Origin of the sequence: Micromonospora sp. NPDC023814 (assembly GCF_040639595.1) — a bacterium.
In the GTDB taxonomy this organism is placed as follows: Bacteria; Actinomycetota; Actinomycetes; order Mycobacteriales; family Micromonosporaceae; genus Micromonospora.
The window spans coordinates 18,811-44,676 of sequence record NZ_JBFAAF010000024.1; the positions used below are offsets into that span (position 1 = coordinate 18,811).

The 25,866-nt window shown below is 74.1% G+C and carries 29 protein-coding genes; 17 read left to right on the forward strand and 12 right to left on the reverse strand.

Going from position 1 to position 25,866, the window contains the following annotated elements:
* The first annotated feature begins 63 nt into the window (after positions 1 to 63).
* Positions 64 to 504, forward strand: coding sequence for a cytidine deaminase (locus tag AB0G14_RS15135; protein WP_357697582.1), 441 nt, complete (start codon positions 64 to 66; stop codon positions 502 to 504).
* Between the two features lie 4 nt (positions 505 to 508).
* Here the strand turns inward: AB0G14_RS15135 and AB0G14_RS15140 are convergent, their stop codons facing one another.
* Positions 509 to 868, reverse strand: a complete 360-nt coding sequence (locus AB0G14_RS15140; protein ID WP_357697584.1) for a YciI family protein — start codon at positions 866 to 868, stop codon at positions 509 to 511.
* A 125-nt stretch (positions 869 to 993) separates the two neighbouring features.
* On the opposite strand from AB0G14_RS15140, the gene AB0G14_RS15145 reads away from it, so the two are divergent.
* The 4 genes from AB0G14_RS15145 (at position 994) to AB0G14_RS15160 (ending at position 5,092) form a co-directional block, all read left to right on the forward strand.
* Positions 994 to 2,040, forward strand: a complete 1,047-nt coding sequence (locus AB0G14_RS15145) for an iron ABC transporter permease (RefSeq protein ID WP_357697586.1) — start codon at positions 994 to 996, stop codon at positions 2,038 to 2,040.
* 67 nt (positions 2,041 to 2,107) lie between these two features.
* Positions 2,108 to 3,211 carry an iron ABC transporter permease gene (locus tag AB0G14_RS15150; RefSeq protein WP_357697588.1) on the forward strand — a complete coding sequence of 368 codons (1,104 nt, stop codon included), beginning with the start codon at positions 2,108 to 2,110 and terminating at the stop codon, positions 3,209 to 3,211.
* A 25-nt stretch (positions 3,212 to 3,236) separates the two neighbouring features.
* Positions 3,237 to 4,148 (forward strand): ABC transporter ATP-binding protein, encoded by a 912-nt coding sequence (locus AB0G14_RS15155; protein WP_357697590.1) that lies wholly within the window; start codon positions 3,237 to 3,239, stop codon positions 4,146 to 4,148.
* Positions 4,148 to 5,092, forward strand: coding sequence for an iron-siderophore ABC transporter substrate-binding protein (locus AB0G14_RS15160; protein WP_357697592.1), 945 nt, complete (start codon positions 4,148 to 4,150; stop codon positions 5,090 to 5,092). The genes AB0G14_RS15155 and AB0G14_RS15160 overlap by 1 nt, the downstream gene beginning before the upstream one ends.
* Before the next feature lie 81 nt (positions 5,093 to 5,173).
* On the opposite strand, the gene AB0G14_RS15165 is transcribed toward AB0G14_RS15160, so the two are convergent.
* The 3 genes from AB0G14_RS15165 to AB0G14_RS15175 form a co-directional block, all read right to left on the reverse strand.
* Positions 5,174 to 5,620, reverse strand: a complete 447-nt coding sequence (locus tag AB0G14_RS15165) for a DoxX family protein (protein ID WP_357697594.1) — start codon at positions 5,618 to 5,620, stop codon at positions 5,174 to 5,176.
* 398 nt (positions 5,621 to 6,018) lie between these two features.
* Positions 6,019 to 6,663, reverse strand: coding sequence for a hypothetical protein (locus AB0G14_RS15170; protein WP_357697596.1), 645 nt, complete (start codon positions 6,661 to 6,663; stop codon positions 6,019 to 6,021).
* 208 nt (positions 6,664 to 6,871) lie between these two features.
* Complete coding sequence (locus tag AB0G14_RS15175; protein WP_357697598.1) at positions 6,872 to 7,483, reverse strand: TetR/AcrR family transcriptional regulator; 612 nt, start codon at positions 7,481 to 7,483, stop codon at positions 6,872 to 6,874.
* A gap of 55 nt (positions 7,484 to 7,538) precedes the next feature.
* On the opposite strand from AB0G14_RS15175, the gene AB0G14_RS15180 reads away from it, so the two are divergent.
* Positions 7,539 to 8,366, forward strand: a complete 828-nt coding sequence (locus AB0G14_RS15180; RefSeq protein WP_357697600.1) for a class I SAM-dependent methyltransferase — start codon at positions 7,539 to 7,541, stop codon at positions 8,364 to 8,366.
* Between the two features lie 78 nt (positions 8,367 to 8,444).
* Here the strand turns inward: AB0G14_RS15180 and AB0G14_RS15185 are convergent, their stop codons facing one another.
* Both AB0G14_RS15185 and trmB read right to left on the reverse strand, forming a co-directional pair.
* Positions 8,445 to 10,949, reverse strand: a complete 2,505-nt coding sequence (locus AB0G14_RS15185; RefSeq protein ID WP_357697602.1) for a DUF3516 domain-containing protein — start codon at positions 10,947 to 10,949, stop codon at positions 8,445 to 8,447.
* A gap of 113 nt (positions 10,950 to 11,062) precedes the next feature.
* On the reverse strand, positions 11,063 to 11,692 hold the full coding sequence (trmB, locus tag AB0G14_RS15190) for a tRNA (guanosine(46)-N7)-methyltransferase TrmB (RefSeq protein ID WP_357697729.1): 630 nt from the start codon (positions 11,690 to 11,692) through the stop codon (positions 11,063 to 11,065).
* A 225-nt stretch (positions 11,693 to 11,917) separates the two neighbouring features.
* On the opposite strand from trmB, the gene AB0G14_RS15195 reads away from it, so the two are divergent.
* Positions 11,918 to 12,574 carry a hypothetical protein gene (locus AB0G14_RS15195; RefSeq protein WP_357697731.1) on the forward strand — a complete coding sequence of 219 codons (657 nt, stop codon included), beginning with the start codon at positions 11,918 to 11,920 and terminating at the stop codon, positions 12,572 to 12,574.
* 8 nt (positions 12,575 to 12,582) lie between these two features.
* Complete coding sequence (locus AB0G14_RS15200; RefSeq protein ID WP_357697604.1) at positions 12,583 to 13,260, forward strand: class F sortase; 678 nt, start codon at positions 12,583 to 12,585, stop codon at positions 13,258 to 13,260.
* Positions 13,261 to 13,275: 15 nt separating this feature from the next.
* Here the strand turns inward: AB0G14_RS15200 and AB0G14_RS15205 are convergent, their stop codons facing one another.
* From AB0G14_RS15205 to AB0G14_RS15215, 3 genes are all read right to left on the reverse strand, one after another.
* A complete protein-coding gene (locus AB0G14_RS15205; protein WP_357452010.1) occupies positions 13,276 to 13,590 on the reverse strand; it encodes an antibiotic biosynthesis monooxygenase in 315 nt (104 codons plus the stop codon).
* Between the two features lie 28 nt (positions 13,591 to 13,618).
* A complete protein-coding gene (locus AB0G14_RS15210; protein ID WP_357697607.1) occupies positions 13,619 to 14,416 on the reverse strand; it encodes an exodeoxyribonuclease III in 798 nt (265 codons plus the stop codon).
* Positions 14,417 to 14,484: 68 nt separating this feature from the next.
* Positions 14,485 to 15,405 (reverse strand): PAC2 family protein, encoded by a 921-nt coding sequence (locus tag AB0G14_RS15215; protein WP_357697609.1) that lies wholly within the window; start codon positions 15,403 to 15,405, stop codon positions 14,485 to 14,487.
* Between the two features lie 420 nt (positions 15,406 to 15,825).
* Between AB0G14_RS15215 and AB0G14_RS15220 the strand changes: the two genes are divergently transcribed.
* The 3 genes from AB0G14_RS15220 (at position 15,826) to AB0G14_RS15230 (ending at position 17,712) form a co-directional block, all read left to right on the forward strand.
* Positions 15,826 to 16,662, forward strand: a complete 837-nt coding sequence (locus AB0G14_RS15220; protein ID WP_357697611.1) for a peptidase M23 — start codon at positions 15,826 to 15,828, stop codon at positions 16,660 to 16,662.
* A 103-nt stretch (positions 16,663 to 16,765) separates the two neighbouring features.
* Positions 16,766 to 16,909, forward strand: a complete 144-nt coding sequence (locus AB0G14_RS15225) for a hypothetical protein (protein WP_176737248.1) — start codon at positions 16,766 to 16,768, stop codon at positions 16,907 to 16,909.
* 35 nt (positions 16,910 to 16,944) lie between these two features.
* Entirely contained in the window at positions 16,945 to 17,712 is a 768-nt protein-coding gene (locus AB0G14_RS15230; protein ID WP_357697614.1) for an EcsC family protein, read from the forward strand.
* A 70-nt stretch (positions 17,713 to 17,782) separates the two neighbouring features.
* Here the strand turns inward: AB0G14_RS15230 and AB0G14_RS15235 are convergent, their stop codons facing one another.
* Both AB0G14_RS15235 and AB0G14_RS15240 read right to left on the reverse strand, forming a co-directional pair.
* On the reverse strand, positions 17,783 to 18,634 hold the full coding sequence (locus AB0G14_RS15235; RefSeq protein WP_357697616.1) for a GDSL-type esterase/lipase family protein: 852 nt from the start codon (positions 18,632 to 18,634) through the stop codon (positions 17,783 to 17,785).
* 157 nt (positions 18,635 to 18,791) lie between these two features.
* A complete protein-coding gene (locus AB0G14_RS15240) occupies positions 18,792 to 19,403 on the reverse strand; it encodes an antibiotic biosynthesis monooxygenase (protein ID WP_357452030.1) in 612 nt (203 codons plus the stop codon).
* Between the two features lie 158 nt (positions 19,404 to 19,561).
* On the opposite strand from AB0G14_RS15240, the gene AB0G14_RS15245 reads away from it, so the two are divergent.
* The 5 genes from AB0G14_RS15245 (at position 19,562) to AB0G14_RS15265 (ending at position 24,140) form a co-directional block, all read left to right on the forward strand.
* Positions 19,562 to 19,825, forward strand: coding sequence for a DUF6343 family protein (locus tag AB0G14_RS15245; protein ID WP_357697619.1), 264 nt, complete (start codon positions 19,562 to 19,564; stop codon positions 19,823 to 19,825).
* 12 nt (positions 19,826 to 19,837) lie between these two features.
* Positions 19,838 to 21,250, forward strand: coding sequence for an NADP-dependent succinic semialdehyde dehydrogenase (locus AB0G14_RS15250; RefSeq protein ID WP_357697621.1), 1,413 nt, complete (start codon positions 19,838 to 19,840; stop codon positions 21,248 to 21,250).
* 68 nt (positions 21,251 to 21,318) lie between these two features.
* Complete coding sequence (locus AB0G14_RS15255) at positions 21,319 to 22,284, forward strand: TIGR03885 family FMN-dependent LLM class oxidoreductase (protein WP_357697623.1); 966 nt, start codon at positions 21,319 to 21,321, stop codon at positions 22,282 to 22,284.
* 27 nt (positions 22,285 to 22,311) lie between these two features.
* The gene (locus AB0G14_RS15260) at positions 22,312 to 23,886 is read left to right on the forward strand and encodes a Na+/H+ antiporter (RefSeq protein WP_357697625.1); all 1,575 of its coding nucleotides are present in this window, start codon (positions 22,312 to 22,314) and stop codon (positions 23,884 to 23,886) included.
* Positions 23,883 to 24,140 carry a UBP-type zinc finger domain-containing protein gene (locus AB0G14_RS15265; protein ID WP_357697627.1) on the forward strand — a complete coding sequence of 86 codons (258 nt, stop codon included), beginning with the start codon at positions 23,883 to 23,885 and terminating at the stop codon, positions 24,138 to 24,140. Before AB0G14_RS15260 ends, AB0G14_RS15265 begins: the two co-directional genes overlap by 4 nt.
* Positions 24,141 to 24,153: 13 nt before the next feature.
* On the opposite strand, the gene AB0G14_RS15270 is transcribed toward AB0G14_RS15265, so the two are convergent.
* Positions 24,154 to 24,687, reverse strand: coding sequence for a GNAT family N-acetyltransferase (locus AB0G14_RS15270; RefSeq protein WP_357697629.1), 534 nt, complete (start codon positions 24,685 to 24,687; stop codon positions 24,154 to 24,156).
* A gap of 452 nt (positions 24,688 to 25,139) precedes the next feature.
* Here AB0G14_RS15270 and AB0G14_RS15275 point away from each other — a divergent pair, with 452 nt between their 5' ends.
* Positions 25,140 to 25,865: a PP2C family serine/threonine-protein phosphatase gene (locus AB0G14_RS15275; protein ID WP_350706369.1), complete on the forward strand. Its 726-nt coding sequence runs from the start codon at positions 25,140 to 25,142 to the stop codon at positions 25,863 to 25,865.
* Position 25,866: the final 1 nt, after the last annotated feature.

Here is a 25,866-nt window from a genome sequence, read left to right on the forward strand (position 1 = left end):
GCGGGCGGGCGCCGGCGGGTCTAGAGTTGACCGCCGACCGACGTCGAACCACGGGGATGCGCGATGACGATGCGGGACACCGACCGGGCCCTGGTGCAGGCCGCCACGGCGGTCGCCAAGCTGCGCTGCCGCAGCGAGAACCACACGGTCGCCGCCGCCGCGCGGACCACCGACGGTCGGGTCTTCACCGGCGTGAACGTCTACCACTTCACCGGCGGCCCCTGCGCGGAGGTGGTCGCGGTCGGCGCCGCCGCCACCCAGGGCGTCACCGAGCTGGAGACGATCGTCGCGGTGGGCGACCGGGGACGCGGGGTGATCGCGCCCTGCGGGCGCTGCCGGCAGGTGCTGCGCGACTACTTCCCCACCATCCGGGTCATCGTCGGGCCGATGGACGCGCTGCGCGTCGTGCCGGTCGCCGAGCTGCTGCCCGAGACGTACGTCTGGGCCGACCACCAGCTCGACGGCCCGTCGCTGCCGGCGGCCCGCACGGGCACCGGGGACTGACGGCTCAGTCGCCGGCCGCCGCCTCCAGCATCGACCGGGGGACGGGCACGCTCTCGAACCGCACGTTGCCCTCCGGCACCATCCAGCTCATCACCTGCACGGCCAGCCGCCCGGCCCGCACGGCCGGGTCGTTGTGGTACAGCTCGCGGGCCTCCTCAGGGCTGATCGAGAGCACGACGAACCCACGCAGCCGGTCGTCGTCGGCCCCCACGAAGGGCCCCGCCGCCAGGACGAGACCCTGGTCCACCAGCCCCGCCTGGTGGGCCAGGTGGGCGTCCTGCAACCGGTCGGCCGCGTCCAGCGGCAGCTCCGGGGCGTCCGGCGGGCGCACCAGGAGCACCACCGTGTGCTGGTCGAATCGCATCCCCCCAGCGTAGGGCCGGGACGTGCCGCCGGGCGGCGGCGCGGCGGATCGACCACCGCTGGTTAGGCGGCCCTAACCGGGTGGTCTAAGGTAAGGCGAACCTAAGCACAGCTTGCGGGAGACTCGTGACCACCCTCGCCACCCCACCGGCCCCGGCCGGCACCCGGCCCCGCGCGCATCGCGGCCGCCGGGCGGCGGTCGCCGTCGCCGCCGCGCTGGCGCTGCTGTTGGCCGTGCTGGCGAGCTTCGCGCTCGGCAGCCGGTCGCTCGCCGTCGACGAGGTGTGGCGCGCCCTGGTCGCCCCGGACGGCGGCGAGGCCACCACCATCGTCCGGGAGCTGCGGATGCCGCGCACCGCCCTCGGCCTCGCCGTCGGGCTGGCGCTCGCCGTCGCCGGGGTGCTCTTCCAGGCGCTGACCCGCAACCCGCTCGCGGAGCCGCGCATCCTCGGGATCAGCGCCGGCGCGTCGTTCGGCGTGGTGCTCGCCATCTCCGTCTTCGGCGTCGGCAGCCTCGCCGGCTACGTCTGGTTCGGCATCGGCGGCGCGCTCCTCGCCGGCCTGCTGGTCTTCGCCGTCGCCACCCGCGCCCGCGAGGGCGCCAGCCCGGTCACCCTCGCGCTGGTCGGCGCGGCCCTCGACGCCAGTCTCGCCTCCGTGGTGTACGCGCTGCTCAGCATCGACGCCCGCACGTTCGAGGACTACCGGTTCTGGGTGGTCGGCGGGCTCACCGGGCGGGATCTCTCGGTGGCCGCCCAGGTGCTGCCGTTCGTGCTCGCCGGGCTGGCGCTGGCCGCCCTCGTCGCCCGCGGCCTGGACGCCCTCGCCCTCGGCGACGACGTGGCCCGGGGCCTCGGGCACCGGATCGGGCTGGTCCGCCTCGGCGGCGGCGTCGCCGCCGTGCTCCTCACCGGGGCGGCCGTCGCCGCTGCCGGCCCGATCGCCTTCGTCGGGCTCGCCGTGCCGCACCTGGCCCGCGCCCTGGTCGGCGCCGACCACCGCTGGACCCTGGCGGTCTCCGCGCTGCTCGGGCCCGCGCTGCTGCTCGGCGCCGACGTCGTCGGCCGGCTGGTCGCCCCGCCCGGGGAGGTGCCGGCGGGCATCGTCACCGCACTCGTCGGCGCCCCGCTGCTGGCCTGGCTGGTCCGGCGCGCGAAGGTGGTGACGGCGTGATCGGCCTCGCCCTGGTCGGCGCTCTGCCGCCCGCCCTGCTCGTTCCCCGCGCGAAGGTGGTGACGGCGTGACCGCCCCCGCCCGCCCCGCAGCGCGGAAGCCGGCCGCCCGGTCGACGGGCCGCCCCCGTGCCGGGGTCGTCGCGCTGCCCGGGCGCTCGCTGGTGCGCGTCGGCCCGGTCGCCGTGCAGATCCGCCGCCGCTCGGTGCTCGTCGCCGCCACGCTGGTCGTGCTGCTGCTGGGCGCCGGGGTGCTCAGCCTCTCCCTCGGCACCCCGTACGTCGCCCCGGTCGACGTGCTGCGCGCCCTCTCCGGCGCCGGCACCCCGTACGACCTGGTCGTCTTCGACCTGCGGCTGCCCCGGCTGGTGCTGGCCGCGGTGGCCGGCGCGGCCTTCGGGGTGGCCGGCACGCTGATCCAGAGCGTGGCCCGAAACCCGCTCGCCAGCCCGGACGTCGTCGGCATCACCCAGGGCGCCGGTCTCGCCGCGACGGTGGCCCTGACCAGCGGCGTCGCCGCCGTGCTGGTGGCGCCGGCCGCGCTGGTCGGCGGTCTGCTGGCCGCCGTGCTGCTGTTCGTCCTCGGCGCCAGGCACGGGCTGGCCGCCCAGCGGTTCGTGCTCGCCGGGGTGGCGGTCGCCTTCGCGTTGCGGGCGCTGATCGAGGTGGTCATGCTCACCGCCGACCCGATCGACGGGCTGCGCGCGCAGATCTGGCTGATCGGCACGCTCGCCGGCAAGGGCTGGACCGAGGCCCTCTGGATCGCCGCCACCCTCGTCGCGCTCCTGCCCGTGCTCGCCTGGGCCGGCTGGGCGCTGAACAGCACCGCGCTGGACGACGACACCGCCCGGGGGATCGGCCTGCGCCCGGTGGCCCGCCGGGTCGGCCTCGCCGGCACCGGGGTGCTGGCCGCCGCGATGGTCACCGCCCAGGTGGGCGCGGTCGACTTCGTCGCCCTGGTCGCCCCGCAACTGGCCCGGCGGCTGGTCCGCGCGGAGCGCCCCCCGCTGGTCTGTGCCGCCCTGCTCGGGGCGCTGCTGCTGGTGCTGGCCGACCTGGCCGGCCGGCGGCTCTTCGCCCCCACCCAGCTGCCCGCAGGGGTGCTGACCGCCGCCATCGGCGGCCCGTACCTGATCTTCCTGCTGGTCCGCGGCCGCCGGCGGCCCTCGTGATGTCCCACCCTGGCAAGGAGGCATGATGCTCTCCACCCGCGACCTGGTCGCCGGCTACGACGAGCGGACGGTGCTGGACGGGCTCGACCTGGAGTTGCCCGCCGACGCGTTCACCGTGATCGTCGGGCCCAACGCCTGCGGCAAGTCCACCCTGCTGCGCACCATGGCCCGCCTGCTCACACCCCGGCGGGGCGCGGTGCTGCTCGACGGCGCCGCCATCCGGGACCTGCCGACCCGCGAGGTCGCCCGCCGGCTCGGCGTGCTGCCGCAGAGCCCGCTGGTGCCGGAGGGGGTCACCGTCGCCGACCTGGTCGGCCGGGGCCGGCAGCCGTACCAGCGGTGGTGGCGGCAGTGGTCGGAGGAGGACAGCGCCGCCGTCGACCGGGCCATGGCGCTCGCCGACGTGGCCGGGCTGGCCGGCCGGCCCGTGGACACCCTCTCCGGCGGTCAGCGGCAGCGCGTCTGGATCGCCATGACCCTCGCCCAGGACACCGAGGCGCTGCTGCTCGACGAGCCGACCACCTTCCTCGACCTCGCCCACCAGGTGGAGGTCCTGGACCTGCTGCACCGGCTGCGCGCCGAGCGGGGCCGGACGGTGGTGGCCGTGCTGCACGACCTCAACCAGGCCGCCCGGTACGCCGACCACCTGGTCGCGATGCGGTCCGGCGCCGTGGTGGCCGCCGGGCCGCCCCGGGAGATCCTCACCGCCGACCTGGTCCGGGACGTCTTCGGGCTCGACTGCGTGGTCGTGCCCTGCCCGGTGACCGGGGCGCCCCTCGTGGTGCCCGCGCTCACCACTCCCTCGCTGACCCGGCCGTCCGACGCGGCCGACCTGGTCGGCTCAGCTCCGGCGGGACCGCCGGCCCCGGCAGCCCGCCCCCCGGCCGAGGACGCGCTCACCCCGCGCACCGGCTCGTACCCCTCGAAAGGAATCTGATGCGTCGTCTCGCCGCCGCCCTCACCGCGGCGCTGGCCCTCGGCGTCGGCCTCACCGCCTGCGGTGAGAGCGACCCGGTCGCCGGCACCACCACCGGGGAGACCCGGGAGATCACCCACGCCATGGGCACCACCAAGGTGCCGGCCGACCCGAAGCGGGTCGTCGTGCTCGACACCGACAAGATCGACACCGCGCTGTCCCTCGGCGTCACGCCGGTCGGCGCCGCCACCGCGGGCGAGGCGAAGAGCTGGCCGACCTACTTCGGCGAGGAGAAGCTCGCCGGCATCAAGGAGGTCGGGGTGCTCACCGAGCCCGACCTGGAGGCCATCAACGCCCTCAAGCCGGACCTGATCCTGGGCAGCAAGTTCCGCCAGGAGAAGTTCTACGACGAGCTGGCCGCCATCGCGCCGACCGTGTTCACCGAGAAGGTCGGCATCACCTGGAAGGAGAACTTCCTCCTCGACGGCAAGGCGCTCGGCAAGGAGCAGCAGGCCAAGGACCTGCTCACCGCGTACGAGACCCGGGCCAAGGAGTTCGGCGCCAAGCTGGGCGACGCCGCCGACCGCAAGGTGTCCATCGTCCGCTTCATGCCGACCGAGATCCGGGTGTACGGGCCGGACTCGTTCTCCGGCATCGTGATCGGCGACACCGGCCTGGGCCGCCCCGAGCGGCAGCTGCTGACCGGCAAGGAGGACCGGCGGATGGACCGGGTGAGCCCGGAGCGCATCGGCGAGGTCGACGGTGACGTCATCTTCGTGACCGCGTACGGCGAGAAGGCCGCCGCCGAGCAGGCCAAGGTCACCGGCGGGACGCTGTGGAAGGCCCTGCCGGCGGTCAAGGCGGGCAAGGCGCACGTCGTCTCCGACCAGATCTGGATGACCGGCATCGGCGTCGGCGCCGCCAGCCGGATCCTCGACGACCTGGCGAAGTACCTCACCGCCTGACCGACGTCCGCCCGGGCTCGCCGGGCAACCGCCAGTGGTGGCCGCACCGTCCCCGGTGCGGCCACCACTGCGTTGTGCGGGTCAGGCCCGGCCGGCGGGGGCCGGTTCGGCGGCCCGGCGGCGGCCGGTCAGCAGGTGGTCGACGCTGAGCCGGCCGGCCCCGACCGCCGCCAGCAGCAGGCTCGCCGCGCCGAGGACGAGGACCAGCTCGTAGCCGCCCTTGTCCACGAACAGGCCGTTGCCAACGTGCACGAAGATGAACGCGCCGAGCATGTCCAGTGCGAGCAGGACGCCGGCGATCGGGACGGCCGCGCCGAGGACCAGCGCCGCGCCGCCGAGCAGCTCGACGCCCGTGGCGAACCACGCGGACAGGGTCGGCAGGGGTACGCCGGCCTGGTCGAAGAAGGCGGCGGTCCCGTCGACGCCGTTGGTGACCAGCTTCTGCCAGCCGTGGGCGAAGAAGACGATGCCGACGCCGATCCGGGCGAGCAGCATCGCGACGTCACGGACGGTAGTGGGCAGGGTCATGGTTCTGCTCCTCATGCTGGGTGGAGTGCCGAACGGCCGGTCGGGTCGACGCGCGCCGTGTCGCGGGCGGCCGGCCGCGACGCGACCGGCCGAACACCCAGCCGGTACGGATCTCGGTCCGCCGGGCCTGTCGGGTGCCGCCTGGGGACCACCGTACCGGCAGATGGTTGAAGGCTCAATGGTTGACGGGGAAAGTGATTGTCGCCGCGCCCGCCGATCGCCGGCCGAGCTGCGCGGTCGTGCCCGGAGAAAATGGCCTCGGGGGTCGCCGCCCGGGCGCGGTGGGCCGCCGGAACGGCGAACGCGCCACCCTCCGGGCGGTGTCGCCGCTCCGGAAGGTGGCGCGTGTCGTGGCCCGGGGGCCCGTCGGAAGGGAGGGTGGGTGGGTGGTGGACGGGTCAGGCGGCCGTGGCCCAGATCGCCTGGAAGGCGGCCGCCTCGCCGGCCAGCCAGCGCTCGATCTGCTCGGGCCGGGCGTCGGCGGGCATGTGGTGGGCCTCGCCCCGGCGGACGTCGACCAGGACGGGCTCGGCGTGCGGGAGCACCGCGTCCATGTGCCGGGCCATCAGGTGCAGGGTGGCGAGCACCGCCTCCGGGCTGGGCGGGGCCTCGTCGAAGTGCAGGCGGACGGCCTCGGTGCGGCCGTCGGCGTGGCGTACGCCGAACTGGGGGTTGATCTTGACGGGCAGGTCGCCGAGCATGGCGAGCGCGTCGCGGGTCTGGGCGAGGTCGACGGCCCTCGGCTCGCCGAGGGAGTGCAGCCAGGCCTTCGCGCCGGGGACGAGGGCCTCGTAGAGCGGGCGCCAGCGGGGCTTGACCACGTCGGCCACCTGGTCGAGGTGCGTGCCGCCGGTGTGGAAGGCGATGTCGGCCTTGAGCGCCTTGACGAACTGGCCGTGCGGGTTGAACCCGGAGCGGCTGGCCCGCTGCTTGCGCAGGCCCCCGACGAAGGTGGCCTTGGTCGGGCCGGTGCGGTCGACGTAGCGGGTGAAGCCGAGCAGGGTGGCGTAGGGGGTGAGTGGGGCGGAGGCGGGCGTGGTCACGGGCGTCCTCCCAGGTCAGGACTTCGATTAGTACATACATTCTAATCGACGGGTGTGACACTTCCCAGTGCGAAAAAGGGCGCCCCTGCCGTGTCCGCGGGCACGTGGCACGGTCCGGGCCGGCTGGCGGATAGGGGCGGTTGAGTGCCGGTGAAGCCGAGGCGGAAGGGCAGCCTCGGTGCTCGGAGGAATCGCGCCGACGCGTCGTTCAGGACCGTTGGTGCTCGACGTCCCCGATGACGGTGGTCACGACCTTGTGGACGACTCCGGTGCCCGGCGGGGCGCCCTCCCGGTCGGCGAACAGCAGGTGTCCCGTGCCGACGAGCATGGGTGCGAGGGTCTCGATGTCGGCGTCGACGGCGATCCGGCCCAGTTCGCGCTCGGTGAGGAGGTAGGACGTGATCATGGCCGTGGCCTCCGACAGGATCGGCATGCGGGCCGGCCTGGCCTGGCGCAGCCGGGTGAGCAACTCGTCCCGGGCGAGGACGAGGCGAATGATCGCCAGGGTGACCGCCCCGAACAGTTCCGTCAGTATCCCGGTGAGGTTGTCGACGACGGTGCCCGTGCCGACGGCCTCCTGCAGGGCGGCGGCCTGGGTGTCGATCCGGGCCATCCGATCCAGCACGAACTCGACGAGGAAGGCGTCGAAGTCGGCGAAGTGGCGGTGCAGGACCCCCTTGGCGACCCCCGCCTCCGTGGTGACCGCGCGGCTGGTCAGCCCGCTGGGTCCGTGCTGGAGCAGGACGCGTTCGGCGGCGTCGAACAACTGCTCGCGGGCGTCGCGGATGGCCACCCCGGTCGGCACTGTGCGTTCCTCCATCGATGGTCTGGCATCTGGTTGACAAAGTGGGCACACGCCCACTTAAGGTGGGCGCATGCCCACTTTACCTCCGGAGCACTCCCGGTCCTCCCGGCCCGAGGCGCATCAGGCCCGAGAGATAGCGGAGTCGTTTGGCGTCGACCCGGCACGCTACGACCGGGCCCGGCCCCGCTATCCCAGCACGCTGGTGCGGCGGATCGTCGCCGCCAGTCCCGGGCCCGAAGTCCTGAACGTCGGCTGCGGCACCGGCATCGAGGCCCGGCAGTTCCAGGCGGCCGGTTGCGCGGTGCTCGGGGTCGAGCCCGACGCGCGGATGGCCGACTTCGCCCGACGCAGCGGGGTCGAGGCCGAGGTGGCGACGTTCGAAGCCTGGGACGCCGCCGGTCGGACGTTCGACGCGGTCATCGCCGGGACGGCCTGGCACTGGGTCGACCCGGTCGCCGGCGCGGCCAAGGCCGCCCGGGTGCTGCGGCCCGGTGGCCTCCTCGCGCCGTTCTGGCACGTGTTCCAGCTCCCACCCGACGTGGCGCAGGCCCTCGCCGCGGTCTACCGGCGGGTGGTACCCGACTCGCCGTTCACCTTCCCACCGGACAAGCAGGGCTTGGACGCGTACCAGCCGCTGGTGACCAGGGCCGCCGACGGGATCCGCGCGGTGGGCGGGTTCGGCGAACCCGAGCAGTGGCGATTCGACTGGGAACAGTCCTACACCCGCGACGAGTTGCTCGACCTGATACCCACCCAGGGCCTTCTCACCCGGCTCCCGCCGGAGAGACTGGCGGAGGTGCTGGACGGGGTCGGGGCCGCTGTCGACGCGTCGGGGGGCAGCGTCACCGTGCCCTACACCACGGTGGCTGTCACGGCCGTACGAACCAGCGGCACCTGACCGGCGTTCGTCCACGGCGGGCCCGCGCTCGGGGAAGGACCGCCCAGGCATCCTGGACGGCCCTTCCCGGGCAAGAAACTAGAGCTGACCGACGGAGGTGATCCGGACCACCGCGGCGCCCGCCTCGTCGGAGGCGGCGAGGTCGACCTCGGCGCTGATGCCCCAGTCGTGGTCGCCCTCCGGGTCGTCCAGGATCTGCCGGACCGTCCACTTCTCCCGGCCCTGCTCGATCATGAGCAGCGCCGGCCCGCGCGCGTCCGGCCCCACCCCGACCGAGTCGTACGCCTCGAAGTACGGCTCCAGCGCGTCGGCCCAGGCGTCCGCGTCCCAGCCCGCCGCGCCGTCCAGCTCGCCGAGGTCGTACCAGCGGCGCAGCGCGGCCAGCTCGACCCGGCGGAACAGGGCGTTGCGCACCAGCACCCGGAAGGCGCGGGCGTTGCGGGTGACCGCCGGGACGCGGTCGTCCAGCGCCTCGGCCGCCTCGGCGGCGTCGGTGGGGTTGCGCAGCCGCTCCCACTCGTCGATGAGGCTGGAGTCGACCTGGCGGACCAGCTCGCCGAGCCACTCGATGAGGTCGACCAGCTCCTCGGTCTTCGCGTCCTCGGGCACGGTCTGCCGCAGCGTCTTGTACGCGTCCGCGAGGTAGCGCAGCACGAGGCCCTCGGAGCGGGACAGCCCGTAGAACTGGACGTACTCCGTGAAGGTCATCGCCCGCTCGTACATGTCCCGCACCACGGACTTGGGGGAGAGCTGGTGGTCGGCCACCCACGGGTGGCCCTGCCGGTACATCTCGTACGCCGACTCCAGCAGCTCCGCGAGGGGCTTGGGCCAGGTCACCTCGTCGAGCAGTTCGAGCCGGGCCTCGTACTCGATCCCCTCGGCCTTCATCGCGGCGACCGCCTCGCCACGGGCCTTGAACTGCTGCGCGGAGAGCACCTGGCGCGGGTCGTCGAGGATCGACTCGATCACCGAGAGGACGTCGAGGGCGTACGCGGGGGACTCGACGTCGAGCAGCTCGATCGCCGCGAGGGCCAGCGGTGACAGTGGCTGGTTGAGGGCGAAGTCGAGCTGGAGGTCGACGGTGAGGCGGACCCGCCGGCCGGTCTCGTCCGGCTCGTCGAGCTGCTCGACCACCCCGCCGGCGCGCAGCGCCCGGTAGATCGCGATGGCGCGCCGGATGTGCCGGCGCTGGGCGGCCCGGTCCTCGTGGTTGTCGGTGAGCAGGTGCCGCATCGCCGCGAACGCGTCGCCGGGGCGGCCGATCACGTTGAGCAGCATCGAGTGGCTGACCTGGAAGCTGGACGTCAGCGGCTCGGGCTCGGCCTCGACCAGGCGCTCGAAGGTGGGCTTGCCCCAGCCGATCGACCCCTCCGGCGGCTTCTTGCGCACCACCTTACGCCGCTTCTTCGGGTCGTCGCCGGCCTTGGCCAGGGCCTTCTCGTTGTCGATGACGTGCTCCGGGGCCTGCACCACCACCCGGCCGATGGTGTCGAAGCCGGCCCGACCGGCCCGCCCGGCGATCTGGTGGAACTCGCGGGCCTTGAGCAGCCGGGTCCGCACGCCGTCGTACTTGGACAGGCCGGTGAACAGCACGGTGCGGATCGGCACGTTGATCCCGACGCCGAGGGTGTCCGTGCCGCAGATGACCTTGAGCAGACCGGCCTGGGCGAGGGTCTCCACCAGTCGGCGGTACTTGGGCAGCATGCCGGCGTGGTGCACGCCGATGCCGTGCCGGACCAGCCGGGACAGGGTCTTGCCGAAGCCGGAGGTGAACCGGAAGTTCCCGATCGCCTGGGCGATCATGTCCTTCTCGGCCCGGGTGCAGACGTTCACGCTCATCAGCGCCTGGGCGCGTTCCAGGGCGGCGGCCTGGGTGAAGTGCACGACGTAGACCGGTGCCTGCTTCGTCTCCAGCAGCTCCTCCAGGGTCTCGTGCAGCGGCGTCATCGCGTACGAGAAGAGGAGCGGGACCGGCCGCTCGGCCGAGCGGACGACGGCGGTGGGCCGGCCGGTGCGCCGGGTCAGGTCGTCGACGAAGCGGGTGGTGTCGCCGAGGGTGGCCGACATGAGGACGAACTGGGCCTGCGGCAGCTCGATCAGCGGCACCTGCCACGCCCAGCCGCGGTCCGGCTCGGCGTAGAAGTGGAACTCGTCCATGATCACCTGGCCGACGTCGGCCCGGTCGCCCTCGCGCAGCGCCAGGTTGGCCAGGATCTCGGCCGTGCAGCAGATGATCGGGGCGTCGGCGTTGACGCTGGCGTCGCCGGTCAGCATGCCGACGTTGTCGGCGCCGAAGACCTCGCAGAGGGCGAAGAACTTCTCCGACACCAGGGCCTTGATCGGGGCGGTGTAGAAGGTGGTCCGGTCGTCGGCCAGGGCCGCGAAGTGCGCCGCGATCGCCACCAGGCTCTTGCCGGAGCCGGTCGGCGTATTCATGATCACGTTGGCGCCGGAGACGATCTCGATGACCGCCTCCTCCTGGTGGGGGTAGAGGTCGAGGCCGCGCTCCTTCGCCCAGCCGGCGAACGCGTCGAAGAGGGTGTCGGGGTCGGCGCTGGTCGGCAGCGCGGCGGTGAGCGTCATAGCGGGTCCCATGGTGCCTGGATCATGCCCTCGCGCGCCAACCGGCCCCGGCGGCGGTGGTGTTAGGAAGGGCCCCTTCTACAACAAAATCCGCTAGTAGGGGGCCCTTCCTCTCACCTTCGCCGGTAGATCAGGTCGAAGATCGGGCGGCCGGCCGTCAGGGCCCGGCGCTCGAACTTGGTGACGGGGCGGTGGGGCGGGCGGGGGGCGAAGCCGTCGTGCGCGTTGACCAGCCCCGGGTCGGCGTCCAGGGTCTCCCGCATCGCCTCGGCGTACTCGGCCCAGTCGGTGGCGCAGTGCAGGGCGCCGCCGGGCGCCAGCCGGGAGCGCAGCAGCGCGACGTGGGCCGGCTGGATGATCCGCCGCTTGTGGTGCCGCGACTTGGGCCACGGGTCCGGGAAGAAGACGTGCACCGCGTCCAGCGACGCCGCCGGCAGGCCTGCCACCAGGTCCAGCGCGTCGCCCTGCGCCACCCGCACGTTGCGCAGGCCGTGCCGGTCCACCAGGTCCAGCAGGTTGGCGATTCCGGGCGTGTGCACCTCGACCGCCAGATAGTCTCGATCCGGGTCGGCGGCGGCCATCGCGGCGGTGGTGTCGCCCATCCCGGACCCGATCTCCACCACCACCGGGGCCCGACGGCCGAACAGGCCGGCCAGGTCCACCGGCGTGCCGGGCTCGTCCGGGACGAGCAGGCCGTGGACCGGCCAGAGCCGGTCCAACGCCTCCGTCTGGCGGCTGCTCATCCGGCCGCGGCGCGGATGGAAGGTGCGGATGGTCCGGGCGGCGGTCGGCGCGGGTGCGGCGGCGGGAGAGTCGAGGGAGGTCACAACGACCCGAGCGTACGCGACGACCGCGCCGGATCGGATGTGATGTTCGCCCGGGGATGAGAGGATCCATCCCGTACGGCAGACCGGGCTCCTGGTGTTGCCCGGCACTGCCTCAACGCGCCGGGAGGTGGCGTCGTGTCGGTGCACCGCGGTGGTCTGGCGCTGGCGATCGCGACCGCGCTCACCGGCCCGCTGCTCGCGGCCCTGCCGGCCGGGGCCGCCCCGCCGGCCACCGCCCTCCCCGCTGCCACCGGCCTCCCCGTCGTCGCCGGCCACCCCGCTGTCACCGGTCTTCCCGTCGTCGCCGGCATGCCCGTTGCCGGATTGCGGGCGGAGCCCGCGCCGGGGGGCCCGCCGCAGCCGAAGCCGCCGGAGCCCGCCGTCTTCGTCGAGGTCAGCCCGAGCACCGTGCAGCCGGGCTTCCTCGTCGGCATCCGGGCCAGTTGCAATGACAACTCGATCCCCGCGATCGTGGTCTCGGACGCCTTCGGCCGGGTGCAGGTGCAGCCGCAGCGCGGGCTGCTGACCGCCGCGCCGATGGTGCGCGAGCGCACCCGGCCCGGCAACTACCGGGTCAAGCTGGAGTGCCCCGACGGGGAGACCGCCTCGACCATGCTCCAGGTGGTCAAGGCGGTGAAGCCCAGTCGCGGCCCGGCGACGGGCTTCGGCGGAGGCGACGGCGGGTTCACCGGCGGGCTGCTGCTTCCCGGTGGCCTCGCGCTGACCGTGGCCGGCATCGTCCTCGCGGTGGTCGCGGCGCGCCGCCCGCGCTCCGTCCGTGGCGCTGCCCGACGCTGAGCCCGCCCATGGCCACCTCGCCCGCCCCCCAGCCGCCCGCCGCAGCGGCCCGCCGGCGTCCGCCGCCCGGACGCCGCCCCTGGTCGGTGCCGCTGGCCGTGGTGCTGGTGCTGGTCGGGGTCTTCGCCACCGGGGCGGGGCTGGGGCGGACGGCCGGGCCGTTCGACTGGGCCGCCGGCGCGGGGGAGTCACGTCCGGCCCGCGGCGAGAGCGGCGCCCTGTCGGCCAGCCGGCCCGTACGCCTGTCGATCCCCTCGATCGAGGTGGCCGCGCCGGTGGCGCCCGTGGGCGAGGCCCGGGACGGCTCGATCGCCGTCCCGCCGCTGGACCGGGCCGACGAGACCGGCTGGTACGACCGGGGCCCGACCCCGGGCGAGCCGGGCCCGGCGGTCATCGTGGGGCACGTGGACACCAAGAGCGGCCCGTCGGTCTTCTACGACCTGCACAGGCTGCGTCCGGGCGACACGGTCGAGGTGACCCGGGCGGACCGCTCGGTCGTGGTGTTCCGGGTCGACTCGGTGGAGCACTTCCCGAAGGAGCGGCTGCCGGCGGAGCGGGTCTACGGCGACGAGGGCCCGCCGGGTCTGCGCCTCATCACCTGCGGCGGCGACTGGCTCGGCGGCCGGACGGGCTACGCCGACAACATCATCGCCTTCGCCACCCTGCTCTCCTCCCGCCCCGCCTGACCCACCCGGGGCGGGTCAGGGGCGGGGCGGGACCTGCTGGACGACCTCGAACTCCAGGAGGCTGGCGCCCGAGGCGACCGGGGGGCGCCGCTCGCCCGTGCCGGCGTGGGCGGCGCGGGAGGGGCCGGCGGCCCACGCCTGGTAGGCCTCCTCGCTCTCCCACCGCGTGTAGACGAAGTAGCGGTTCTCCCCGGCGACCGGGCGGAGCAGCTCGAAGCCGAGGAACCCCGGGGAGTTCTCCACGGCGCCGGCCCGGGCGGCGAACCGCTTCTCCAGCTCCTCGCCCGCGCCGGGAGGGACGTCGATCGCGTTGATCTTCACGACTGCCATGGCTCCACCCTAGTCACGCCGTCGGGGCTCAGAACGACTCGACCGCCGGAACCAGGTCGGCGTCCACCACGATCGGGGCGTGGTCGGACGGGCCCTTGCCCTTGCGGGCCTCCCGGTCCACGTACGCCGAGCGGACCGCCCGCGTGAACGGCGCCGAGGCGTACACGAGGTCGATCCGCATGCCCTTGTTCTGGTGGAACATCCCCGCCCGGTAGTCCCAGTAGGTGAACGGGTGGGGGCCCTTCATCGGGGTGGGCACCACGTCGGAGAGCCCGAGGTCGCGCAGCGCCGCGAGAGCCGCCCGCTCGGCCGGGGTGACGTGCGTGGAGTGGGTGAACACCGCCGGGTCCCAGACGTCGGCGTCGGTCGGGGCGACGTTGAAGTCACCGCAGACGGCCAGCGGCACCCCGCTCGCCAACTCCGTCTCCAGGGCGTCCCGCAGCGCCTCGAACCAGGACAACTTGTACGCGTAGTGCGGGTCGTCCGGCGTGCGGCCGTTCGGCACGTACACCGACCAGACCCGCACCCCGTCGCAGGTCGCGGAGATGGCCCGGGCCTCCGGCTCGGGGAACCCCGGCTCGCCCGGGAACCCCACCACCACGTCGGCCAGGCCGACCCGGGACAGGATCGCCACCCCGTTCCACCGGCCGTCGCTGTGGCTGGCCACGCGGTAGCCCAGCTCGCCGACCTCGGCCACCGGGAAGGCCCCGTCCGGGCACTTCGTCTCCTGCAGGCAGACGACGTCCGGCCCGGTGCCGGCCAGCCACTCCAGCAGCCGGGGCAGGCGGGCCTTCACCGAGTTCACGTTCCAGGTCGCCAGGCGCATGGGTCCAGCCTGCCCCATCCGCGCCCGCGCCGCCGCGTCAGCTCCCGGGGTGTCGCGCCGGCGGCCCGTCAGGTGTTCGGGGTGTCACCCGGGCGGGTCTGCTCGGCCAGGAACCGCTCCAACTCGGCGCCCAGCTCGTCGGCGGTCGGCAGCGGCCCCGTCTCCTTGGCGAGCAGGCTCCGCTCGCCCCGGCCGCGCGCGAACGCGTCGTACTGCTCCTCGAGGGCGTGCACCAGCTGGGCGGCCTCGTCGGTCTGCGCGACCTGCCGGTCGATCTCCAGCCGGACCACCTCGGCGGCCGAGCGCAGCCCGTCGCGGGGCAGCAGCAACCCGGTGCTGCGGGACACGGAGGCGAGCAGCACCTCGGCGGCGGCCGGGTACTCGGTCTGCGCCACGTAGTGCGGCACGTGGGCGGCGAAGCCCAGGGCGTCGCGGCCCAGCTCGCCGAGGCGGAACTCCAGCAGGTGCCCGACGCTGCCCGGCACCTGCACCCGCTGCAACCACGGCTCGTAGCCGGCGATCAGCTCGCGCCGGGTGGCGTGCGCGGTCACCCCGGCGGGACGGGTGTGCGGCACGGCCATCGGGATCGCGTTGAGCCCCACGGTGAGCCGGACGTCCAGCCGCGCGGTGAGCGCGCCGACGGCGGCCACGAAGCGCTCCCACTGCAGGTCCGGCTCCGGGCCGGTGAGCAGCAGGAAGGGCGTCTCGTCGTCGTCGCGCAGTACGTGCAGCTCCAACGCCGGGGCGTCGTACGACTCCCAGTGGTCCTCGACGAAGGTCATCACCGGCCGGCGCGAGCGGTAGTCGAAGAGCTGGTCGACGTCGAACCGGGCGATCGGGCGGGCGTCCAGCGAGGTGAGCAGCTGCTCCCTCGCCAGTCGGGTGGCGCTGCCGGCGTCGACGAACCCGGTGAGGGCCTGGATCAGGACGGGCTGACCGAGGTCGGGCAGCTCGTCGATGAGTTCGTAGAGCTCGTGTGGGTCGAGCACCGGTGCGGACCTCCCTGGTCGTGCGTACGGGTCGCCGCGCGGGGACGGCACCCGTTCGGGGAACGTACCCGTCATCCTCGTGCATTCCTGCCGGCGGCTCCTCGGGGGCCGCCGCGTGATCAGCAATCAGGGCGTATCCCCGCAACTCCACCGTCGGACGCCCAGCGATGACCGTGAGGTGGACCGGCCTATCGGCCGAAAGGGTGAACTGGGGGATCATGTACTCGGCGTTGACGCTTCGTCCCCCTTCCGTGCGGCCAGGGGGCGCGCGGGCGCCGCCGCGAGGTCTGCCCGCTACGCGAGGTGCGTCCCCGGCCCGCCCCGAACGGCCGGGCCGTCCTGCGGGTGGGGGTGCTTTCGTGAAAAATGCCACGAGATCACCCGGGGTGATTGGAGTTTGCGTCTGCCTAGCCTCGGCTGATGCGTGACGACCGCACCCTCGACCATCAGATCACCCCCGGTGACCCGATCGACCGTTCGGACGATACCCCCTCGCACGATCGGCCGGCTGGCCTCCGTTCCGCCGGGGCGTACGCCCGGATGCTGCTGCCCGCGCCGGCCCGGGCCCGGGTCGCCCTCGCCGCCGGCGTGCTGTTCTGCCTCGGCCTGACCGCCGTCGCCCAGGGCGCCCGGGACGACTCCGCCCCCGCCCCAGCCCCCGTCGCCGCCCCCTCCGCGCTCGCCGAGCGCGCCGAGGCGGACGCTGCCTCCCGCGGCCTGGAACGCGCCCCCGCCGCCACCCCCACCCCCGCCGCCGACCCGGACACCGTCACCCCCGCCCCGAAGAAGACCAAGCGCAAGCCCGTCGACCCCGCCCCCGTGGCCGGTCTCGACAACGCCCAGATGGAGAACGCCGAGGTGATCGTGCGGACGGGGCGGAAGATGGACATGCCCCGGCGCGCGTTCGTCATCGCGGTCGCCACCGCGATGCAGGAGAGCAACCTCTACAACGTCGCCAGCGGGGTGCTTTCCGAGTCCCAGAACTACCCCCACCAGGGCATCGGTTGGGACCACGACTCGGTCGGGCTGTTCCAGCAGCGCTCCAGCAGCGGGTGGGGCGAGGTGGGGCAGCTGATGGATCCGGAGTTCGCCACCCGGCAGTTCCTCGCCGCGCTGGCGCAGGTGCCCGGCTGGCAGCAGATGCGGCTGACCGACGCCGCCCAGGCGGTGCAGATCTCGGCCTACCCGGAGCACTACGCCAAGCACGAGTGGCGGGCCACGGAGGTCGTCGAGGCGATCCTGGAGGCCGGCCAGTAGTCTTCCGCCGACCACAGTGGACGGTTGCGGTTCGGGTGTCCGGGGTACGGATGTTGTCGTTCCGAGGTACACATGGAAGAGGCACCACCGACAGGAGGACGACATGTCTCTGATGCAGCGGATCAGCACCTTCCTGCGCTCGCCGAAGGGCCAGCAACTGGTCGACCGCGGCCGGCGTGAGCTGGCCAAGCCCGGCACCCAGCAGAAGCTGAAGGGCCTCGCGGCCAAGCTCCAGAACCGTCGCTGACCCCCCGACGACCTCTCCGACCCCCGGGAGAACCTGTGACCGATTCCGCGCCCGCCGACGGCCAGCCCACCCAGCCCGCCGCGGGAGCGCCCCAGCCGCCGGCGGTGGTGCCGGCGCCTCCGCAGGAGGTCCCGGAGGCGCCGCCGCTCAAGCTCTGGGACCGGATGCGGGAGGATCCGCAGTACGCCCCGGAGCACCTCGCCCTGGAGGCCGTGCGCCGGCTGGGGCCGGAGGCGGCGCAGTGGGCCGCGCGGGCCCGGGCCGAGCAGCCCGGGGCCTCCGTCGAGGCCCTGGCGGAGCAGGCCGTACGCAAGTTCGTCAACCACGCCCGGCTCTCCGGCGCCGTCTCCGGGGCGGCCGGGCTGCCCGGTGCCGTGATCGACGTGGGCGTGCTGGCCTGGACCCAGGCCCGGATGGTGCTGCACGTCGCCGCCGCGTACGGCGTCGACCCGCGGCACCGCGACCGGGCCACCGACCTGCTCGTGCTGCAGAAGGTGCACAAGGTGGCCGAGAGCGCCCGGCTCGCGCTCGGGGTGGCCGCCGGGCGGGAGCGCGCCGGCGCCCTGTTCGGCAGCGGCGGGCAGAACCCGCTCGGCAGGGTGATGCTGCGCCTGGGCGTACGCCTGGCCCAGATGGCCGGGGTACGCGCGGCGAAGCGGCTCTTCGCCAAGGTGGTGCCCGGGGCGGCGATCATCCTCGGCACCTGGGCGAACTCGTCGGCCACCAAGGACCTGGCCGCGCGTTCCCGCGCCCTCTACCGCCACTATGGCACCCTCACCGTCCCCGAACCCCGCCGACCCTGATCCCTCGGGTCGGCTCCGTCCGCGCCGGCTTCCCGGCCGGTCCGTGCCGGCGATGGCCGGTCTGGGTCGGTCAGGAGGCGAGGCCCGAGGCGCGCCAGGCCACGTCGGCCAGGCGGTCCTGGCCGGCGGCGTTGGGGTGGAACCAGTCCAGCGGGTTGACGAGGTCCAGGTCGAACCGCACCCGGTGCACCGCCCCGCCGTCGTGGCGGCAGCGTGAGCCGTACGCCTTGCAGGCGGCGGCGAGCTGGGCGTTGTAGTCGTCGATCCGCTCCCGGACGGCCGCCCGGCGGGCCCGGTCCAGCGGGTCCGTCGAGGCCGGGTCGGCCAGCAGCGCCGGGCAGACGCCCCGCTTCCAGGCCCGGACCGCCCGGGCGTCGGTGTGCCCGACCTCCCAGAGCCGGTACAGGTCCGGGATGCTCACCACCAGCACCCGCGCCTTCGGCCGGCCCTGCCGCAGCACCCGCAGGCCCCGGTCCACCTCCGCGCGGAACCGCGTCACGGGCGTCATCGCCTCGATGCCGCCCCGGCACACGTCGTTGGCCCCGATCAGCACGGTCACGTGGTCGACGCGGTCGCGTACCGCCTGCTGGGCCTGTCCCTCCAGCGACGCCGCGCGCGCTCCCGGGCGGGCGTGGTTGTAGGCCCGGCCGCGGATGGCGGGGGTGCGGTCGAGCAGCCGGCGGTAGAGGCTGTCCACGCGCAGCCCGTCCCCGGTGGACCACGAGTTGCGCTGGCACGAGGTCAGCACCAGGCAGGAGCCGAAGCCGGTGCTGATCGAGTCGCCGAGCGCCGCGATGCCGCCGGGCGTGCCCGGCGACGGCGTCCCGCGCGGCGGGCGGGAGCCGGAGTCCCCGCCGCCCTCGCAGGCGAGGGCGACCAGTGCCAGCAGACAGGCGACGGCGGCGACCCAGCGTCGAGGCATCTCTTCCCCAGTCCCGCAGCGGAGAGCAACAGCGCGGTAACTGTACGCGCGGGTCGGGGTGCGGTCACCCGCTGCTGTCGGCTATGCGGCACAGCCCTGTTCCGGCGCGCCTCGACCTGCTATTGGCAGCCCGCCTGCGAGGCAGGCGACGGGGGTGTCAGCGGGCCGGGCGCCACGGCGGGCGCTGCCCGTGCAGCCACCAGTGCAGGGACGCCGTGATCCGGGGCAGCACCAGGTAGGTCATCAGCGGGGTCAGCGTGAGGGTCATCAGCAGCACCCGGGCGGCCAGCGGCACGTCGGGGAGGAGCCGGCTGGTCAGCAGCGTCGCGGTGAGGCTGAGCGGGAAGAAGGCCAACCAGATCGTCACGGCCTGCTTCCAGCGCGGCGGGGACGGCGGCGGCACGGTGGGATCGGCGCTGACCGGCACCGTCTCGACGACGTGCTCCCGCGGCGGGTCGAACCAGCCCTCGATCCCGGTGCGCCGCTCCACCCGGGTGTGCTCCACGATGCCCTGCGCCGAGGACAGCCACCAGTGCCGCTGCGGCGACTCCTCCCACCGGCGCAGCGTCTCGTGGTCGGCGAAGCGGTAGATGATGTGCCACTCGCCGGAGCCGGGCGCGCTGCGTACCCAGCCGGACCCGAGGAATCCCGGGAACGCCTCGGCCAGCGCCGTGCCGGCCCGCATCCAGGCCACCATCTCGCTGGTCCGGGCGGGATCGGTGCGCCGCGCGACGGCGACGGTCACCGGCAGGGCGTGGGTCATGGTCATGCCGACCATCCTCCCCGGCCACGGCGGGATCCGGCGGCTCATGGCGCACGGGTGTAACGCACCTTACCGGCCGCGTGACGCGGCCCACGCGGCCCGCGACCCGGGCCGGGATGGCCGCGGAGCGGGTTAAGCCGGCCGATCGGGGGTAGGTCCGTGCAATGACGAGATCGCAGCCCCGGCGCGCCCGTGGCACGGTCGGCCACGCCTACAGCGCGCTCAACATGCGCCTCCTGCTCGCCGGGTTCGGGCTGGTCACCATGGCCGTGTTCGCGGTGCTGGCGTTCCGCGCCGACCTGGTGTGGCTGGGGGTCCTCTGCGTGGTCTTCGCGGTGGTCGCCGTGGTCGACCTGGTCATCATCCAGCGCCGCCGTGCCGCCCGCCGCCGGGAGGAGCCGGGCGCCCGCCACTCACTCTTCGAGTGACAGGAGTACGAGATGCCCATCGCGACCACCAACCCCGCCACGGGACAGGTGCTCAAGAGCTACGACCCGATGACGGCGGAGCAGATCGACGCCGCGATCGAGCGCGCCGACCTGGCGTACCGCCAACTGCGGGGCACCACGATCGCGCAGCGCGAGCGGTGGCTGACCGCGGCGGCCGACCTGCTGGAGGCCGAACGCGACGAGACCGCCCGGCTCATGACCACCGAGATGGGCAAGACGTACGCGGCGGCCAAGGCCGAGGTCACCAAGTGCGCCACCGCCTGCCGCTTCTACGCGGCGAAGGCCGCCGGGTTCCTCGCCGACGAGCCCGCCGACGCGACGGCGGTCAAGGCCACCCGGGCGTTCGTCCGCTACCAGCCGATCGGGCCGGTGCTCGCGGTGATGCCCTGGAACTTCCCGCTCTGGCAGGTGATGCGCTTCGCCGCGCCGGCGCTGATGGCCGGCAACACCGGCCTGCTCAAGCACGCCTCCAACGTGCCGCAGACCGCGCTGCTGCTGGAGGACCTCTTCCGCCGTGCCGGCTTCCCGGAGGGGGCGTTCACCACGCTGCTGGTCGGCTCCGCCGAGGTCGACCGGGTGCTCAGCGACCCCCGCGTACGCGCGGCGACGCTGACCGGCAGCGAGGGCGCCGGCCGCTCGATCGCCCAGATCGCCGGCCGGGAGCTGAAGAAGACGGTGCTGGAACTGGGCGGGAGCGACCCGTTCGTGGTGATGCCCTCGGCGGACCTCGACCGGGCCGCCGAGGTGGCGACCACCGCCCGCTGCCAGAACAACGGCCAGTCCTGCATCGCCGCCAAGCGGTTCATCGTGCACGCCGACGTGTTCGACGCCTTCGCCGAGAAGTTCGCCGCGCACATGTCGGCCCTGCGGGTCGGGGACCCGATGGACCCCGACACCGACGTCGGCCCGCTGGCCAGCGAGGGCGGGCGCGACGAGATCCACGCCCAGGTGCGGGACGCGGTCGACAAGGGCGCCACGGTGCTCTGCGGCGGCGAGCCGCCCGCCGGCCCTGGCTGGTTCTACCCGCCGACCGTGGTGACCGACCTGAGGCCGGAGATGCGGATGTGGTCCGAGGAGGTCTTCGGGCCCGTCGCCGGTCTCTACCGCGTGTCGTCGTACGACGAGGCGATCGAGGTGGCCAACGGCACCGCCTTCGGGCTCGGGTCGAACGCCTGGACCCGTGACCCCGAAGAGCAGGAGCGCTTCGCCACCGACCTGGACGCCGGCAACGTGTTCGTCAACGGGATGACCACGTCCTACCCGGAACTGCCCTTCGGCGGGGTGAAGAACTCCGGCTACGGCCGGGAGCTCTCCGCGCTGGGCATGCGCGAGTTCTGCAACACGAAGACCGTCTGGGTGGGTGAGGGGGCCGCCACGGCCGGCGCGGGCGCGCACGCCGAGTAGCAGCGCCCGAGCGCGGCCGGGCGGGGGGCAGCTTTAGCCGGACACCGTCATGGGTACGGAGTGACGCCATGACGGTGTTCGGCTTCCACGCGTCCCACGAGCAGATCCATCCCCGCGCCCTGCTGGACGCGGTGGTCCACGCCGAGCGGGCCGGCTTCGACGCCGCCATGTCCTCGGACCACTTCTCGCCCTGGAGCGAGCGGCAGGGCCAGTCCGGCTTCGCCTGGTCCTGGCTCGGCGCGGCCCTCCAGGCCACCAACCTGCCCTTCGGCGTGGTCAACGCGCCCGGCCAGCGCTACCATCCGGCGATCATCGCGCAGGCGATCGGCACCCTCGCGGCGATGTACCCGGGCCGGTTCTGGGCGGCGTTGGGCACCGGCGAGGCGAGCAACGAGCACATCACCGGCGACGGCTGGCCGCGCAAGGACGTCCGCAACGCGCGGCTGCGGGAGTGCGTGGACGTGATCCGCGCACTGCTGGCCGGCGAGGAGGTCAGCCACGACGGCCTGGTCCGGGTCGACCGGGCGAAGCTGTGGACCCAGCCGGAGCAGCCGCCGACGCTGATCGGCGCGGCGGTCAGCGTGGCCACCGCCCGCTGGTGCGCCGAGTGGGCGGACGGGCTGATCACCGTGAACGCGCCGACCCCGCACCTGCGGCAGATGATCGAGGCGTACCGGGGTGCCGGCGGGCGCGGGCCGCTGCACCTGCAGGTGCATGTGAGCTGGGCGCGGGAACAGGCCGAGGCCGAGCGGCTCGCGTACGACCAGTGGCGCAGCAACGTCTTCGCGCCGCCGGTCTGCTGGGACCTGGACACGGCGGAGCACTTCGACGTGGTCTCGGCGCAGGTGCCGATGGAGCGGGTCCGCGAGGTCGTCAACGTCTCCGCCGACCCGGGTCGGCACGTCGGCTGGCTGGAGGAGTACCTGGACCTCGGCTTCGACCAGATCGCCCTGCACCACGTCGGGCAGGAGCAGCGGGCCTTCATCGACACGTTCGGGGCGGAGGTGCTGCCGAAGCTGCGCGGCGTCGGGTGAGCGGAGCGGGCCCCTAGGCTCGTACCCATGGAAGCCCTGTTCGACGTCGTCGTTTTCCTCGCGATCGCGACGCTGGGTGCGGCACTGGCCCGGAAGCTCGGGCTGCTCGCGCCGATCCTGCTCGTGGTGCTCGGCCTCGCCCTCGCCTTCGTGCCGGGCTTCCCGCAGGTGCGGCTCGACCCCGAACTGGTGCTCGTGGGCATCCTGCCGCCCCTGCTCTACGTCGCCGCGCTCGAGACCTCGGTGCCGGCGTTCCGGCTCAACCTGCGGCCGATCCTGCTGCTCGCCGTCGGGCTGGTGCTGTTCACCGCGTTCGCGGTCGGCCTCGTCGTCCATCTGCTGCTGCCGGCGGTGCCGTTCGCGGTCTGCCTGGCCCTCGGTGCGGTGGTGGCACCGCCCGACGCGGTCGCGGCCACCGCGGTGGCCCGGCGCATCGGGCTGCCCCGACGGGTCGTGACGATCCTGGAGGGGGAGAGCCTGCTCAACGACGCGACGGCGCTGGTGCTGCTGCGGGTCGCCACCCTGGCCAGCATCGGTGCCGCCGTCGGCGTCACGGAGGTGGCCGTGGAGGTCGTCACGGCCACCGGCGGCGGCATCGTGGTCGGCGTGCTCGGCGCGGTCGTCTTCGGCTTCCTGCACCGGCGCATCACCGACCCGCTGCTGGACAACGCGCTGTCGCTGATCATCCCGTTCGCGGTCGCCTTCGCCGCCGAGGAGATCCACGCCTCCGCGGTGGTCGCGGTGGTGGTCACGGGATTGGCGCTCGGGCACCGGTTGCCCCGGCTGATGTCGGCCGCGTCCCGACTCCAGGTCGGGGCGTTCTGGCGGTTGACCCGGTTCCTGCTGGAGGGCCTGGTCTTCCTGCTGGTCGGCCTCCAACTGCCGGAGGTGCTGCGGGAACTCGACGAGCCGGCCGGATTCCTGGTGGCGATCACCGCGGCGGTGCTGCTCACCGTCTTCCTGACCCGGTTCGTCTGGCTCTTCCCGGCCACCTACCTGGCCCGGCTGGTGCCCAGGATCCGTCGCCGGGAGTCCCCGCCGTCGCCGCGCTACCCGATCGTGCTCGGATGGGCCGGCATGCGCGGCGTGGTCACCCTGGCCGCCGCCCTCGCCCTGCCGCTCACCCTCGCCGAAGGCCGGTCCTACCCGCGCGCGCTGTTCATCTGGCTGGCCTTCGCGGTGATCGTGGTGACCCTGGTCGGACAGGGCGCCACCCTGCCGCTGGTGGCTCGCCGGATGCAGCTGCCGCCCGACGACCCGGTGCAGGACGCGCTCTCGGCCGCGGCCGTGCAGCAGCAGGCCAGCCGCGCGGCACGGGAGCGCCTCGACGCGCTCGCCGACACCGCCCCCGCCCCCGTGGTGGAGCGGCTGCGCCGGGCGCTGGACGAGCGCACCAACCTGGCCTGGGAGCGCCTCGGCGGCACCGCGCGGGAGACGCCGTCCCAGGCGTACGGCCGGCTGCGGCAGGAGATGATCGACGCAGAGCGGGAGGTGTTCCGGGACGCCCGGGACTCCGGCCGCATCCCGGAGGAGGTGCTGGTGCGCGCCTACCGGGAGCTGGACCTGGAAGAGTCGTTGCTGCGGCGGGAGGTCGTGCAGTGAGTTGTCAGCACCTGACCGGGGCGGGTACCGCCGTGCCGGAGACCACCGACGTCTGCCCGGAGTGCGTGGCCGTCGGCAACGAGTACTGGGTGCACCTGCGGTCCTGCCTCACCTGCGGGCACGTCGGCTGCTGCGACTCCTCGCCGTACCAGCACGCCTCGGCACACTTCGCCGCCACCGCGCACCCGGTCATGCGGTCGATCCAGCCCGGGGAGACCTGGCGCTGGTGCTTCGTGGACGAGGAGATCGGCTGAGGCCCGCCCGGAGTCAGGGCAGGCGGCGGGCGAGGACCTGGCCGGGCCACGGGTCGCGGCCCGGGCGCTCGACCGTGAACGGTTCGGTGGGGGTGAAGCCCTGCCGCTCGTACCAGCGGACCAGCGCGCCGTCCCCGCCCGCGTAGCAGTCGACCCGGAGCAGGCTGAGCCCGTGCCCCCGGGCCAGCTCCGCGGCATGGGCGAGAAGCCGGCCGCCGATCCCCGAACCGCTGTGCGCCCTGTCGGTGACCAGCAGGTTGACGTACAACTCGGGCTCGGTGGCCGGCGGCACGTAGTCCGTCGCCGCGCCCACCACCAGCGCCCCGACCGGCCGGTCGCCGAGCGTCGCCAGCCACAGCCCGCCGCCCGCCGCCCAGGCGTCGGCCTGCGCGATCCGCCGCGGATCGGTCGACGCCGGCTCGGTGCCCCACTGGCCGGTGCGCCCCCGCGCCACCAGCCAGGCGGTCGCGTCGTCGAGCAGCCGCAGCACGGCGGGCGCGTCGGCGGGGCCGCCGGGACGCAGGGTGAGGCTCCGCTGCTCGGTCATGGTGGGCATCGTGCTACAGCGGTGGGTGTCGATTGCTGCCGCGGTCGTGCGTCGAGTGGCAGCCCGGTTGCGCCATTCCGCGACCATCGCGCCTCCCTGGCCGCCCGGCGAACGCTGTCGAGCTGCCCCATCCATGGGACCAACCGTGCCCACCCCCGAGGTTCTGCGCCCGCAGCATCCGGTGGCAGGCGGCCAGGTGCACCGTGCCGGCGGCGGGCTGTTCCCGGCGGCGCACCGCGGCCTCGACCGCGAGGGCGGTCCCGGGTCGCCGCCAGCAGCAGCGTGCGCAGGTCCGCCGGGGCCGCCCGGTCCACCGATATCGGCGCTGGCGTCCGGGACGTGGTGGCCTTCCGTCGGTGCAGCGGCGCGCGACAGTGAGATTCGCCGCGCGACGCGCCGAGGCGCTGATCTCCTAGAGACAACTGCGCCCTCGGCCTGGCAGGCTGCCACCCATGACCCTGAAGCTGCGTTCCGTGGGAACGAGCGACCGTGGGCTGATCCGCAGTGGGAACCAGGACGCCCTGCACGCCGGCCCCTGGCTCGTCGCCGTCGCCGACGGCATGGGCGGGATGGCGGCCGGCGACCTGGCCAGCGCGATCGCCATCGAGGCGGTCGCTCCGCTGGACGTGGAGACCCCGGAGGACGCGCTGGTGGCCGCGCTGCAGAGCGGCATCGAGCTGGCCACCGCGCGGATCCGCCAGGCGGTCGCCGAGGACCCGGAGCGGCAGGGCATGGGCACCACCCTGACCGCCCTGCTCTTCGCCCGGACGGGCAGCTGCCTGGCCCTCGCCCACGTCGGCGACTCCCGTGCCTATCTGTTCCGGGAAGGGGTGCTCAAGCAGATCACCCGGGACGACACGTTCGTGCAGATGCTCGTCGACCAGGGGGTGATCACCCCCGACCAGGCCAGCAGCCACCCCCGCCGGGCCGTGGTCACCCAGGCTTTGCAGGGCGACGAGGTCTCCCCGGCGTACGCGACGATGGTGCCCTGGCCCGGCGACCGCTGGTTGCTGTGCAGCGACGGCCTGTCCAACGTGGTCCGCCCGGACACGCTCGCCGAGGTGCTCGCCGAGCACCCGGACCGCGCGGAGTGCGCCCGCAGGCTGATCGACCTGGCGCTGCGCGCCGGCGGGCCGGACAACGTCACGGTGGTCATCGCCGACGTGGTGGAGGAGTAGC